This window comes from Flagellimonas sp. CMM7, from assembly GCF_021390195.1.
GTDB lineage: Bacteria > Bacteroidota > Bacteroidia > Flavobacteriales > Flavobacteriaceae > Flagellimonas.
Window position 1 is genome coordinate 1,593,503 of sequence record NZ_CP090003.1, and the last position, 13,037, is coordinate 1,606,539.

General features: G+C 39.9%; 12 protein-coding genes and 1 tRNA gene. 1 reads left to right on the forward strand and 12 read right to left on the reverse strand.

Annotated elements, in window-relative coordinates:
• Positions 1-10: 10 nt before the first annotated feature.
• From LV704_RS07270 to ggt, 5 genes are all read right to left on the reverse strand, one after another.
• Complete coding sequence (locus LV704_RS07270; protein ID WP_163421023.1) at positions 11-508, reverse strand: hypothetical protein; 498 nt, start codon at positions 506-508, stop codon at positions 11-13.
• A gap of 34 nt (positions 509-542) precedes the next feature.
• A complete protein-coding gene (locus tag LV704_RS07275) occupies positions 543-1,259 on the reverse strand; it encodes a hypothetical protein (protein WP_163421022.1) in 717 nt (238 codons plus the stop codon).
• A gap of 47 nt (positions 1,260-1,306) precedes the next feature.
• Positions 1,307-1,897 carry a DinB family protein gene (locus LV704_RS07280; protein WP_163421021.1) on the reverse strand — a complete coding sequence of 197 codons (591 nt, stop codon included), beginning with the start codon at positions 1,895-1,897 and terminating at the stop codon, positions 1,307-1,309.
• A gap of 6 nt (positions 1,898-1,903) precedes the next feature.
• Positions 1,904-3,127, reverse strand: coding sequence for a GTP-binding protein (locus tag LV704_RS07285; RefSeq protein ID WP_163421020.1), 1,224 nt, complete (start codon positions 3,125-3,127; stop codon positions 1,904-1,906).
• Between the two features lie 187 nt (positions 3,128-3,314).
• Positions 3,315-5,012 (reverse strand): gamma-glutamyltransferase, encoded by a 1,698-nt coding sequence (gene ggt / locus LV704_RS07290; protein ID WP_163421019.1) that lies wholly within the window; start codon positions 5,010-5,012, stop codon positions 3,315-3,317.
• A 163-nt stretch (positions 5,013-5,175) separates the two neighbouring features.
• On the opposite strand from ggt, the gene LV704_RS07295 reads away from it, so the two are divergent.
• Positions 5,176-6,567 (forward strand): SH3 domain-containing protein, encoded by a 1,392-nt coding sequence (locus LV704_RS07295; protein WP_163421018.1) that lies wholly within the window; start codon positions 5,176-5,178, stop codon positions 6,565-6,567.
• Between the two features lie 156 nt (positions 6,568-6,723).
• Here the strand turns inward: LV704_RS07295 and LV704_RS07300 are convergent, their stop codons facing one another.
• The 7 genes from LV704_RS07300 to rseP all read right to left on the reverse strand — a co-directional run bounded on the left by LV704_RS07300 (position 6,724) and on the right by rseP (position 12,973).
• Positions 6,724-7,536, reverse strand: a complete 813-nt coding sequence (locus tag LV704_RS07300) for a hypothetical protein (protein WP_233782167.1) — start codon at positions 7,534-7,536, stop codon at positions 6,724-6,726.
• A 30-nt stretch (positions 7,537-7,566) separates the two neighbouring features.
• A complete protein-coding gene (locus LV704_RS07305) occupies positions 7,567-8,550 on the reverse strand; it encodes a DUF5829 family protein (protein ID WP_163421017.1) in 984 nt (327 codons plus the stop codon).
• A 21-nt stretch (positions 8,551-8,571) separates the two neighbouring features.
• Entirely contained in the window at positions 8,572-9,438 is an 867-nt protein-coding gene (locus LV704_RS07310; RefSeq protein ID WP_163421016.1) for an alpha/beta fold hydrolase, read from the reverse strand.
• Positions 9,425-10,648 (reverse strand): alanine racemase, encoded by a 1,224-nt coding sequence (gene alr / locus LV704_RS07315; RefSeq protein ID WP_163421015.1) that lies wholly within the window; start codon positions 10,646-10,648, stop codon positions 9,425-9,427. The genes LV704_RS07310 and alr overlap by 14 nt, the downstream gene beginning before the upstream one ends.
• A gap of 272 nt (positions 10,649-10,920) precedes the next feature.
• On the reverse strand, positions 10,921-11,226 hold the full coding sequence (locus LV704_RS07320; protein ID WP_233782168.1) for a hypothetical protein: 306 nt from the start codon (positions 11,224-11,226) through the stop codon (positions 10,921-10,923).
• A 248-nt stretch (positions 11,227-11,474) separates the two neighbouring features.
• Positions 11,475-11,548, reverse strand: a tRNA-Asn gene (locus LV704_RS07325).
• A gap of 69 nt (positions 11,549-11,617) precedes the next feature.
• Entirely contained in the window at positions 11,618-12,973 is a 1,356-nt protein-coding gene (rseP, locus tag LV704_RS07330) for an RIP metalloprotease RseP (protein ID WP_163421014.1), read from the reverse strand.
• Positions 12,974-13,037: the final 64 nt, after the last annotated feature.

Here is a 13,037-nt window from a genome sequence, read left to right on the forward strand (position 1 = left end):
TCATTTCCAATCAATTTAAACTAAAAAATTCAGTGCAGACCAAATCAGAATATATTTTATAAAACTCATGCTCCTGTTTATTATAAATTTTACCCATTATTTTTAATTGGCTAACATTTAAACCGTCCAATACGAGTTGGAGTTCTTTTATCTTATTGTTAAGGTGATATGAAAGAATGGTGAATTTACTATTGGGTTCGCTACATAAAACTTCTGAATATCCCTTTTGCCTTAAAACCTCACCATAGAAACTATGCAATCCCCTTATATCCGAAAAAGTTTGGTTTCCCAAGGCATCTTTTACAATAGGGTTATTGATTGATAGTACAAAAGAAACCTCCGTAATACCATGCTCTTGAATTAGTTGTCTTATGTTGCCCGAAGTTACATCATCAAATACAACAGAATTCCCAAGCGAGGTATAATAGTAATTTCTGTTATCAAATCGAGTGTTTATTACAGGTTCAAGACCATCTGTTGGACAAACAAAATACAAGGACTTCTGCATTGCTCGGATTTCTATATTTTGGAGGGTCTATCCATTATGCTATTGCCTTAACATCTATTACTTCAAAGTTTTTGGGCACAAAATAGTCGTCCAAGCCATAATCTGTGTTGATGATGATGCCTCCCAACAAGGTCACTGTATCCACATGAAACTCATTTTTGCATGTTTTTATATGATTATGAATCTTTCTATCGATTATCTCATAAGTTGCTTCCGTAATTGCCTTCTCCGGGTCTTCTCTATTCAAAATTTCTTCACGGTATGGAAGTAAACTTTCTTCAAGTTTCATTTGTTGATAATCGTCGTCGTTCAAAACGGGCTTGTAGTCGTCATCTTGTAATCGACTCAATGCCAACATAAGGGCTCCACAGGAGTTTCCGGTCTGTTCTTGGCGTGGGCGGTACATCTTGCCCAAATCTCCGTCAAGTGTAATTCCTATATGCGGGCCATAAAATATGAATGCGCTACCCTCATCAGGAATATGATGGGCAAAAGCGGTCATCCCGGTTTGTCCTGCAAAAGGCAATCCTCCCAACCCACCCATAATAAATGGACCGAACAACACATTGAAGAAGGTTGTGGAAGGTACGTTGATGTCATCTGAGCATACGGATGTGGCCATCAATACTTTGGAGATGTCGATATCATGCTCTAATTGCATTTTTCCTAGGTAATGAATAGAGGTGTCCTTGGCATCCATGGCATCCGGAAAGTAGGACTTAACTACTTCTGCAAATTTTCTTTGTAACATGGGTAATATTTTTAAGTAATTATTTCAGTTAGTATACATTTTGAGTGCTACCATCCATAAAAGCCTTTCGGGACAACTCCATTGAGCCGAAGGTAAGCCACACATTGCCCACGATGGTGAATGATATGGTTTTCCATAGCATAAAATAGGCGCCAAACGGGAATGGTATCCCCAGCAAATTCACAATTGGCGAGTAGTTTTTCATCTGACATCTCCTTTATGGATCTCCTAACAAAAGCGTACAAGTTTTCCAATTCCTTGATAACATCTTCCTTAGGCATCTGCACCGGAAGTTTTACATTTTCGTACGGGTTTTTTATACCTCCCCGGCCGGCTAGTTGTCCGCAAGTATAGATGACGCAGTGGCGCCATTGCTCAGAAAAAGTCATGGCCTCATCGGTGTACCTAAATGAAAAATATTCAGTGGGCATTTGCTTTACATTGGTCATGGTTATGGTTTCGGACCGACGCCAAGCTGCAATGAGTTCTTTCCTAAGGTTATTTACCGAGCTTTGATTCGGCAATGGCTCGGCGGCCAGATTAGCAGCTGATTTTGTTTTGCTATCATTCAAACGACAACCTATGGTTGAAAGCAGACCAAAGCCCAAGACATTTCTTAGAAAACGAGTTCGCTTCATGGTCTATTAGTTTAGTGCATACGTTCTTTCCAATGGCCATTCATCATGGTAACCTTGTGACCACTTTTGTGATTCAAGTTCTTCATCTGTAGCCAAGCAAGCATCGAGATCGGCTCGCATACGTTCTTCATCCATAACTTGACCTATAAATACAATTTCATTTTTTCTATCCCCAAAGGTTTTGTCCCACTCTGCTTCAATTTGTTCTTGGTTGTCCAAGAAAGCAACGTATTGGGACCGTTTTTGAAATGGCATACTGCTCCACCAAACCCCAGCACTATCAGTTCTCAAGGAACCGCCAGCTTGACCCCAGATCAATGCCTGTTCAGGTCTTGAGGCAATCCAGAACAATCCTTTACTGCGAATAACATTCATTGGAAATTCATGTTGTACGTAATGTCTAAACCGGTCAGGGTCGAAAGGTTTTTTACTACGATAAACAAAAGAGCTTATTCCGTATTCCTCGGTTTCCGGGGTATGCCCATCCTTATTCAACTCTTCAATCCAACCGGCACTTTGTTCCGCTTCTTCAAAATTGAAAAGACCTGTATTTAGTATTTCCATGGGTTTAACCTTGCCGAAGTGCGAGGTAATAATTTGAGCCGAAGGATTCAGTTTTTTAATTGTAGCGCTCAAAATTCCTAAATGTTCTTCCGAAACTAGGTCCGTTTTATTGAGTAATATCACATTAGCAAACTCAATCTGATCGGTCAACAGATTCACAATGGTTCTGTAATCACCATCAATATTGGTAAGGTCTCTGTCTATTAAAGTTTCCGGACTACCAAAATCCTTGAAAAAGTTAAAAGCGTCCACCACGGTCACCATGGTATCCACATAACTAAAGCGGGAAAGATCAATATTGTTTTCCTCATCTACAAAAGAGAAGGTTTGTGCCACCGGTACAGGTTCACTAATGCCGGTGCTTTCAATAAGAAGGTAGTCAAACCTGTTTTCCTTGGCCAAACGCTCCACTTCCACCATCAGGTCTTCCCGTAAAGTACAGCAGATACATCCGTTGCTCATTTCCACCAATTTTTCCTCCGTACGGGAAAGGGTATTTTCGCTTTTTACCAATTCAGCATCCACATTTACCTCGCTCATGTCGTTGACAATCACCGCCACTTTCATGCCTTCTTTGTTATGTAGTATATGATTTAGCAAGGTGGTTTTTCCGGCTCCCAAAAATCCGCTAAGAACAGTTACTGGTAGTTTGTTATCCTTTATCATTTTCCTTTTTTGACGTACAAGTAATTTGATCGTCGCAAATTCAAAAAGTGAAGTTAATGCGACTGAGTCGTAAAAATATATGAAAATGATTTTAAATGCAACCAAGTTGCATTTATTTTATATATAAACGCACAACAATAAAAGATGTCCATAATCCCAGTAATGGCCTCAAAATAGCTAAGGGAATCTAATAACCAGCCGCTTGTCCATCTTTGCGACTCTCTGAGGCTCCATGGTAGACCTTATTCCCATCATCCCATAAAATGGCCTGATACCCTCCATAAATCCCTCTTGCGGTTCCCATTTTATGACCTTTATCCATGAGTCCACGAATGGTGGAATACGGAACGCCGGATTCGGTTCGGATTAAGCCGGTGTCCTCGGTGGTTCTTCCCATGGGACTAGCTCCTCCAGTATGGTCCCAACGTGGTGCATCTCCAGCTTCTTGGAGGTTCATACCAAAGTCCACAAGGTTCATCACAATCTGGGTATGCCCCATCGGTTGAAAATCGCCACCCATAACACCAAAACTGGCGTAGGGTTTACCATTCTTGGTCATAAAAGCAGGGATAATCGTGTGAAATGGCCTTTTTTCAGGTTCAAAAGTATTGGCTTGACCACGCTTAAGACTGAACAATTCTCCACGGTCTTGCAGCATAAAGCCCAGTTTTGGAGGCGCCATGCCCGAACCCATTCCTCTGTAATTACTCTGGATCAGGGATATCATAGTACCCTTATTGTCCGCAACGGTCATATAAATGGTCTCTCCTGCTGAAATTTCCCCCGCGGCATAAGTGCCGGCGCGCTCACCTATCTGTTCCCTTCTTGATTTGGCATAGTCTTCGGAGAGTAATTCTTCCACCGGGACATCAAAAAAGTCCATATCAGCATAATATTTGGCACGGTCCTCAAAGGCTAATTTTTTGGCCTCAGTAAAGAGATGTAAATGCTCCGCACTACCGAATTCGATTTTGGAAAAATCATACCCTTCCAAAATTTGTAACATTTGAAGTGCTGCTATCCCTTGTCCATTTGGGGGAAGCTCCCAAACATCATACCCCCGATAATTGATGGAAACTGGTTCCACCCACTCCGATTTATGCGCCGCTAAATCCTTAGCGGATAAAAAACCTCCTTCTTCTTTGATGAATTTACCAATGGTTTTGGCGATATCCCCCTTGTAAAAAGCATCCCGTCCACCTTCAGCAATTTTTCGATAGGTGTTGGCCAAATAGGGGTTTTTATAAATTTCTCCTTCATTGGGCAGTTTTCCTCCGTTCTGCAATTTGTAGGTATCCTCAATATTGGGAAAGCCTTTAGACTCAAAAAAGGGCACGGTACGTTGGATATACCAAGCTATGAGTTCAGTTAACGGGAAGCCCTTTTCTGCATAATCGATAGCAGGGGCCAAAATCTCTGTAATGGGTTTTGAGCCAAATTTTTGATGAAGTTCAAACCACCCATCTACCGCTCCAGGAACGCTTACAGGAAGCGGTCCATGCGAAGGTATTTTCTCCATCCCTTGCTTTTCAAAGTATTCTAAAGTGAGCTTTTGGGGTGAACGGCCACTGGCATTAAGGCCATATAATTTCTTTGTGTTCCCGTCCCAAACAATAGCAAAAAGATCTCCTCCTATTCCACATCCTGTAGGTTCCATGAGCCCCAATGCAGCGTTAGCCGCTATGGCAGCATCAATGGCATTCCCACCGCTTTTAAGCATATCAAGTCCTATTTGGGTGGCCAAGGGGTGACTTGTTGCCACCATCCCATTTTGGCCCAATACCACAGATCGGGTAGCAAAAGGTTCACCTGTGATTCGGTCCTGGGCAATTGAAAACTGCGATAGAAGTAGAAAAGCAGAAAAAAATGAAAAAAACGTTTTCATAGTTAATTTTTAGGTGTCCTAAAGTACAAAAATTGGATAAGGAACTAAGTTTAAAAACCACATTGGATTTTGTTTCGTCAATATGTTTGTGAATTGATAGATTAGAAGTACTTTCCAGTCTCATTAAATTACATTTTAAGATGGACCATAAATAACAATTGCTATGCGGACCCTTTTAATAATTTTGATTTTTGGTTGTTCTTTATTTCTGGGCTGCAGAAATGGACAGAAAGAAGAACTTATCATTGAGGTCAAAACTTTTGCGCCAGATTATTTAGAATATCCAAATAATCAGGTTCAAATTCCAGATTCTCTTCAAAATGAGTTTATTGAAAATTTCTTTGTCCCATGGGAATCTACCCCTGAGAAACTTCTTGCCTCTTTAGATACATTTCCTGGAAGAGAAATAACTTATTTAGAAAAATATCTTGATGATGACGAATGGTATGGGGAGAACAAGAAACCCCATGCATCATGGCAACGAGAAGAAATTGTGAATAATATCAACACTGATAATTTTCCCAACTTTCTGCAAAAAGGAATTGTTATAGCGCATACCGATTTGAGAAGAATCCCAACAAACCGGCCAGGTTTTGACAAGTACTCAAAGGCCGGTGAGGGTTATCCATTTGATTATTTTCAGGAAACAAATTTGTGGGCCAACACGCCATTAATGATGCTTCACATTTCAAATGACAAGCAATGGTGTTATGTCATCAGTCCTTATTATAAAGGTTGGGTATCGATGCACGATGTTGCACTGGTAGATGAAGATTTTATTGAGCAATGGTCAAAAGATGGTTTCTGTATGCCTTTATCAGACCGTGTTAACTTGGCCAATACTGTTTCCAACTATGCGATTAATACCAAAATGGGAATGGTGTTGCCTTATGAAAAAAACTCAAATAACCCACACCAGATCTCCGTATACTATGCTAACGCCGATGAAAACCAAAATGCCCAAATTCTAATGGCAGAGATAGCTAGAAATAGCGTTGCGTTAAATGGCTTTGCGTTCAATGAAGCCAATATTAAGCCATTGGTTTCTAATTTAATCGGAAGGCCCTATGGGTGGGGAGGAAACTTAGAGAACAGGGATTGCTCTTCCCTGATTCGCGATTTATTAGGTACTTACCGAGTTTGGGTACCCAGGGACTCCAAAGATCAAATAGAGATAGGCCATAAATATGAATTTCCAAACATGGCAGAGGAAAAGGTGAAGTTAATAAAGGAAAAAGGAGTTCCGTTTTTAACCATTTTGAGAAAGAAGGGACACAATATGCTATATGTTGGTATTTCCCCAACAGGAGAACCCCTAATTCTACATGCCATTTGGGGGCTGAAAACGTCTTACTCCAATACACAGCTGGCAAATTTTCTCGATACTTACCCAATAGAGGGCATACACAAAGATGAGGATGGTAAACTAAAAGGGAGACATATCATAGGGGAAGCTGTCATTACAACCATAAATATTGGTGCTGGAAACAATGATGTTACCACGCCCCTGATTGATGAAATCTATGCGATGACCAACATTTTTGAACTCGATTGACAAATTATGAACGGTAGATTTAGATAAGGTTTGAGTCGTATACAGCACCTCAAAATCAGAATCGTTTCAAGGCATTGTGCAAATAAAAAAGGCCTCTCCCTGAAAACTAGAATGAGACCTTTTTACCTTTATAACAAGACAAAGAATTGTTGCCTACTATTCTGTAAGAGTCACTGTTCTGGTCACTTTATTAAATGGCCCTGGAATTAGATTTCCTTCGGCATCCACTAACTCCAACGAAATGGTAACCTCACCCATTGGCAATCCTTTAAGCACATGCGGAGCCCATTCGGAAATCATAAACTCCTCACCATTTACAGTAGCTTTCACCTTATTCCCATCTTCTGAGAGGGTGGTATTCAGTACAAAAAAGTCCAACAGCAAGTTCTCTGTGTCCTTGCCAGTATATGTTCCCTTAGGTCGACTATAAATTAAAGTAGGTGCCTCCATGTCCAATCCCAAGGAGTCCATGGCATTGGGGCCTATTTCGAGTTTCTTCACGACAACGGAGTTTTCATTCTTAACCGATTCATGGTACGACCGGCTTAAAAAGGCCACCAAATGGTGCACTCCATCGGGTATCTCCTTGGCGAAGGCAGGTTCGTAGTGAGCAGAATACGGCTGGTTGTTCAAAATAAAGTGGATGTGCTGTCCTTTCCCAGAGTTGGCCAAACGTTCGGCATTCGGACCTTCGGTCTGTGCGCCCAACTCGTAGTTGTTCATTGTAAAGATAAAGTCCACTTCCCCACCTTTGGCAATGGTCATACTCTTGGGCACCTCCAGTTGCAAAACGGCATAGGCATAGGCTGGGGACCCTCCCAATTTTTCTAAGGTGATTTTTGGTTGTTCAGTCTGGACAGGCACTTGCTCTTCAGCTTGCTCGGTATTTTCCTTTTTTTGTTTGCAAGAGACCACTATAAGCATTGTTAAAAGCATTGTGGCAAGTAAATTGGGTGTTTTCATTTTCATTTCTTTCGTTTTAAAGGGTTATTAATTGTTTTAAGGTTGATTTTTATACAAGTTCTCAAAGTTCCATATTGATTTTGTCCCAAGGTTGGTAATAGTTAGATTCCCTAAATGAGTCACACTATTATCCTCCGTATTTAACCCGCATTTAATTTGGGTGATTCTACTAAATTCAATGGCAGTTGAAGGGGTTATGGTAATAGACACATCTCCACCTGCAATGGTAAGGGTTCTTCCTTCTTTTTTCAATAGGCTACACCCCAAATGTCTCATTTCTTGAGAGATCCGTTCATAGTCTTGTGGGGTACACGTTATGGAAATTTGCTTTATCCTTTCAAAAAGGTGTTCTTTTTTATATGATTTCTTTAAAAATGCTTCTCGAGAATAATTATCATGTGTTTCATGAAACAAACTATCCAGAAATGCTGGGTTGTAGAAGGCGTACCATGTTTGGACCGAAGTTCCCTTGCTCGGGGAATAAAAGGCCTTGAACCAGATGGCTTCCTTTTCTCCAATACTCATATCCACAGTTTCTGAAGCACTTAAATAAGGTGTTCCAGATTGTTTCAATTTGGGTGCTACACCCATATGGAAATGCTCACCTCCATTACGGAGCGAAAAACCAACTCCACTTTTACCGACGGGTTCTTGGAATTTGTTATTGGGCCCAAGAAGTTCAATGTAATGTTCATGTCCTCTGAGGTAGCATGAGGTCGTCTTTTCATCAATAGATTCAAAATTTGGCAACCCTTTGTCCAACGAAGCATACGTATTTATCCAAGAATCTTCACGAGTAAATTGTGCGTATGAAACACTATCCAAAACTACGTATAGATGGTCAAAAAGTACTTCAGATACGTCTTTACCAAAAAGAACATCAACCTTTTCATGATCGATGGTGGTTATTGGTATTGAAGACCGATCCTCTTTACAGGATAACAATACAAGTAAAAAAAATGATGATATCCCATAAAGCATGTTTATATAATTCAATATGAATCTCAAAATACCATTCATAACATTCAATTGGTCTATGCTTTAAAGTTTGTTCGCAATAAAAGATTCCAATGCTGTATTAAAATGGTCTGTATTATCCCAAAATGCTGCATGACTTTCAATAGAAACACCCTTGGCCTGAGGAACATTGTTGCTTAGCCAACTCTGTCCCTCGTCATACCAGGATTCCCGAAGCATAAAAAGCATAGGTATCTTTCCATTTAAACCTATGACAATTTCATTATAATCGCTCGCCATACCGTCTATATATAGACTCAACGCAGCATCGTTTGGTGTCATCAACATTTGATTGACCATCCAATGCTCTTGAACGCTATCCAAATCTTTTAATGTCATCCAATTGACCGTGCTAGAGGCATAGGCTTTTCGGTCCGAAATCAAATCTTTTAAACTTTCACGATAGCCTTCAAAAGTTCCATAGACCCACTCGTCAGTGTTATCACCTATCCATTTGGGAGGCTCATCGATAAAAACGAGATGACTTAAGCCTTCTATTCCATACAATTGCACATATTCATAGATGGTTGCGCTGCCGCTTGACCATCCCACAAGGGCCACATCCTTGAGGTTTAGCTTTTGGATAATTCCCCTTAAATCAATGGCATGATTTTTATAGGTGTGTCCAGAACGGGTTTTTGCGGATTTGCCATGACTTCTGGGGTCGTAAGAAATGTATCGGAACTTATCCTCAAAATAGTCCCGTTGGTTCGAAAAAAATTCCGTGGTCATGGTCCAACCAGGAATAAACAGTACTGGTTTTCCTTTTCCAAAATCTTCAACATAAATAGCAGCGCTATCCTTGCCTATTTCAATGAATTGGCTCTGGCTATGCAGTACAGATACTATCAGTAGCGCTAGTGCGCATATTGGTTTTCTAATCAAAATCATCGAACACATATTTGGGTAGGGATTCTTTGTAATTGATTTGTAGGTAGTTATGTCCATCAATCAATTGGGCAAAACCTTCTGGAGTAATTTCTGGAGCATCTGGGCCGATCAAAGTTGCGGTCTCCCCTACCTCCACCTGTTTTTCCTTTCCTATCATCACGTTGCAATGGCTGGAATTGACATTAACCACAGTAAATAGTTTATCATTGATCAAGACCTTCGCCCCATTTTCGGCAGCACTGGAATAACCTTCGGCCCACCCGATGGGAATGGTTGCAATCCATTGATCTTCGGGAATCTTGTAAAACCTAGAAAAGCCAATCGTATCTCCTTTTTTAAGAAGTTCCATACGAATTACTCTTGCCCTCAATCTATAGGTTGGTCTTAGCGGAAACTGCTTTGATAGGGACATTTTTAACAATGGAAAGGATCCATGCAACAGAATTCCTGGTCGTACCAAATTCAAATATGATTCCTCTAGGTCTAGTAGGGATAGGGAAGGTGCCACATGTTGGTGTTCTACCTTGATGCCCATTCCTGCAAGCTCGTTAGCCAAGGTCTTGAACCTTTTAATTTGCTCTTTCGCAAAATCTGGCGGGGTTGTAAGAGTAGAAAACAGTCCCGTAATGCTGACATGATCTTGTTGGGCCAATTCTTTTATCCAGTCTAAATCGGCATCATATGGTATCCCCATACGCCCCAATCCGGTATCAAAATACAGCTGCACTTTAATCTTTTGTTCGTCATGTTTAGGCAAGGCCATAATTTTTTTTAACGACTCTTTGGAGAATATACTCAATGTGATGTCTTCCTTGATTAAAACCTCCCCCAAGTCTGTCGCAAAATCCCCCATCAAAAGAATGGGCTTTTTTACGCCTGCTTTTCTAAGTGCCAGACATCGGGTTTCCTTTACAAAAGCGAACCCATGAATATGAGGGCTTTCATCAAGAATTTTTGCCACTTCAACATCACCAATACCATAGGCATTGTTTTTAAGCACCGCCAGGATTGCAGTTCCCTTTGCCATTTTTGAAATGATTTCCGCATTGTGCAGATATGCATTTTTTGAAATCTCCAACCACGGATTTACTCCTTTGGTGGAGAATCGATCCCCATTTGATGCCATTGGCCAAAGCTTGCTCAGAGGTATTCCTAAACCTAGGGTGCCCAAGGAAAGTTTTTTTAAAAATAATCTTCTATAAGATTGCATAAGCTTTTGGTTTGCACCCCGAATTGGGATTAGTCATATGATTCAATGGTTTGTAATAATTAATAGATGGGTTTCATCTCTTCGTTCAACTTTCTTGAAGTCAATTGCTAAGACATTCCCACTTTGGAGGACATAACCAAACAGATAGTTAGGTGCCCTGGGGAAACCTTAATTCGCATATGTCCTGCCAATAAACAAGAGTTGCAAAACGTTGGTTTTCTGGCACAATAGATTATAAGTTCTGAGCTATCTTACGGATAAATGGGTTGGTTCTAGACCATTTGTGAAGGAGGAGGCCTAGAAAATAGACTAACGAGCTTAGCTGTATTTGTAAACGAAAATTTAGAAGAAACTATTTTCTGCTTGGAAATAACAGGCGTTAAGAACTTTTGTGGGACAGGGTTTGAAGGTATCAATCCTTCAAATTGTTGTCCATCGAAAGCCAGCAAACAATGTTCGCAATGTTCTAAAGGATTGTCTAAGTTATTTTGATGCTCGTAAACATGAAACGCAGAAACCTTGATCAGCAATAAACCGATTAGAAGAAAAGCGAAACAACGCCTTAAGATTTCTTTCATACATCTACAAATTTACTAAATTCATATTTTGTAGGATACTCAAAATCAATAATACAAACGTACAAGATGTTTAGAAGGATTTGACCAATTTTTCGGCTGTTCCGGTAAATTCTATTTTCCTATGACCTTTTCAAATTAAAGTTTACTCTCATTTTATATGAAATGGTTTTGAGAGAAAACTATGTCCTATTTATGTGCAAATAAAAAAGGCTCCAGAGTTTAATTTCTCTAAAGCCTTACTATTAATGCTCCCCCTCTTGGGCTCGAACCAAGGACCCTCTGATTAACAGTCAGATGCTCTAACCAACTGAGCTAAGGAGGAATATTTTACCCTAAGCGGGTGCAAATATAGGAGTTTCTTTAAAATGCAACAAGCAAAAAAAGTGGTTTTCTATTTAAAAAGCCATTTATACAAATCATTACCATTTGCAAACAGCAATAATCCTATTAAAAGAAAGAACCCAACCATTTGTGCATACTCCAAAAATTTATCGCTTGGCTTTCTTCCCGTTACCATTTCATACAACAAAAACATTACATGGCCACCATCTAAAGCAGGTATTGGCAAGATGTTCATAAAAGCAAGAATAATGGATATTAAAGCAGTTGTGGACCAAAAAGCTGCCCAGTCCCAAGTATCTGGGAACATACTGCCTATGGCAGCAAAACCACCAACACCTTTATAAGCACCTGTTGAAGGATTGAATATTTTTTTAAGTTGTTTTACATAGCTGGATAAGGTTGTAACCCCTTTATCTATTCCTGCCGGTATGGCTTCTAGAAAAGTATATTTTTGGGTTTGAATTCTAAAGTATCCTCTATCTTCTAGGTCCTTCATGGTAAACCCACCTATTTCTATGCCCAGCTTCGCATCATCACTTACCTTGGCCACCAAATCAGCTTCTGTTCCGTCTGCCCTACTTACTTTTATGTTGATGTCCTTACCCTTATTTTCTTCCAAAAGTGCCATCACCTGATCTCTGTAAACAGCTTCTGAGCCATTAATGGACAAAAACTCATCCTTGGCCATAAAACCTGTATTTGAGTTGTGCGAACCTTTAGAAACTTTATTTACGACAAAGGGTGCTCGCAGACTTAAAAACCTAACCTTCTCTTCGTCTTCCAGCAGCGTAGAAATAAAATCTATTGGGATTTCTTTTTCAATTTGCTGCCCATCCCTATCTATAGTTATTGTATTTCCGTTAATCAACTCAATAAAAACACTATTAAAAGTTTTTAGTTTTTCTCCATCAACAGCAATAATTTTATCACCTGTCTGTATGCCAACTTTATCCCCTATTTCCTTTTCTGTAACCCAAACACCATCGCGTAAGCTCTCCATAGGAATGTACTGGTCTCCATAGGAATAGGCCATACCGATATAAATGATAACAGCTAGGATAAAATTAACGGTTACACCGCCCAACATAATGATAAGGCGTTGCCAAGCTGGCTTACTACGGAATTCCCATGGTTTTGGCTCTTCTTTCATAGCTTCAGTATCCATGCTCTCATCAATCATACCGGCAATCTTCACATATCCTCCTAAGGGCAACCACCCAATTCCATAAACGGTTTCCCCAATCTTTTTCTTAAAGAGGGAATACTTTACATCAAAAAAGAGGTAGAACTTCTCAACCCTTGTCTTAAATATTTTTGCAGGAATAAAATGTCCAAGTTCATGAAGAACAATAAGTAGGGACAAACTAAGAAAGAATTGTATGGTCTTTATTATAATGGGGCTCATCAGCATTTATCTGTTAAAACGCACAAAAGTAAACTTTTAGCCAGTGATATAAAAACAGCAAAAC